This is a genomic window from Pseudoalteromonas sp. S558, from assembly GCF_005886635.1.
Classification (GTDB): domain Bacteria; phylum Pseudomonadota; class Gammaproteobacteria; order Enterobacterales; family Alteromonadaceae; genus Pseudoalteromonas; species Pseudoalteromonas aliena.
In genome coordinates, this window is the sequence record NZ_PNDU01000032.1 from 1 (window position 1) to 935 (window position 935).

Annotated in this window: 1 protein-coding gene; it reads right to left on the reverse strand. The window is 39.7% G+C overall.

What is annotated here, in order from left to right; genetic code table 11:
• Positions 1-149: 149 nt before the first annotated feature.
• Positions 150-935, reverse strand: a 786-nt coding sequence (locus CWB66_RS02985; protein WP_252371703.1) for a transposase, incomplete at its 5' end; no start/stop codon positions are given.

Below are 935 nucleotides of genomic sequence, written 5' to 3' on the forward strand. Positions count from 1 at the left end.
TACTTTTTTAGGTCAATAATTAATGTTTTACGACTACGTTACTTTTATTTCATCCAGTAAATCTGCAATCATCACTCTTAAACCTAAATTACACGCATGAAAATGACTGCATGATGCAGTTTTAACTTTTCTACTGAGTAATTTAAGGTTTATGCTAATAGCTTTTCACAATTACTTATATTAGCTCGCCGTTTTCTGCTTAAGTTTTCACAATAACTTGCTTGTGAGGTCGGCCTGCCTACTGCGCCGTGAAATACGCGTGTAAATTGTGTGGTGAGTTTTAACCAGTTTTCAGAGGAAATATTGACTCTTTCGAGTAAGGGTAAGTGTGTACTTTCAATATACCCTCGTTTGTCCTCTCGTATACAACGCCCTGTTAACTCAACAAGTTCAAGGTACGATTTAAGCTCAAACGGTAGCCCTTTTGGCATGATTTGACGTGGCATGCCTGCAAAGCGGAGTAATTGTTTTGGTTGCTTGCCTTCTTTTGCGCATATTAACCGTACTTGAGCACTGGTATGGTCTGATTCTTCTGGTGTCTTTGCCATTTTGGCTCTGATGGGGTTTAAATCTACATACGCCATGCAGGCCGCCAATGCAGCTTCATCCAATAATGCTTGTGATGTAAAACGTCCCTCCCAAAACCTGCCAGTGCAGTTATCTTCTTTATTTGCCCTGCGCGCAATGCCTTCATTTAACAACCGCATAAACCAACTAATACTTGATAAGCGCTCTCGATATTCCATTACTGTTTGATTAAAAAAGATAAGCTCAACTTTACTTAGCCTTTCACCCTGTATGTACTTTTGCGTTAACAATGTGCCTTTGCACAGCTTGTGCCAGCGAATAACAATCGCTTTATCATTCAGCCTATTCGCTTTTTTATCATCAACATACAGGACTAAATGGGTGTGGTTACTCATAACAGCATAAGC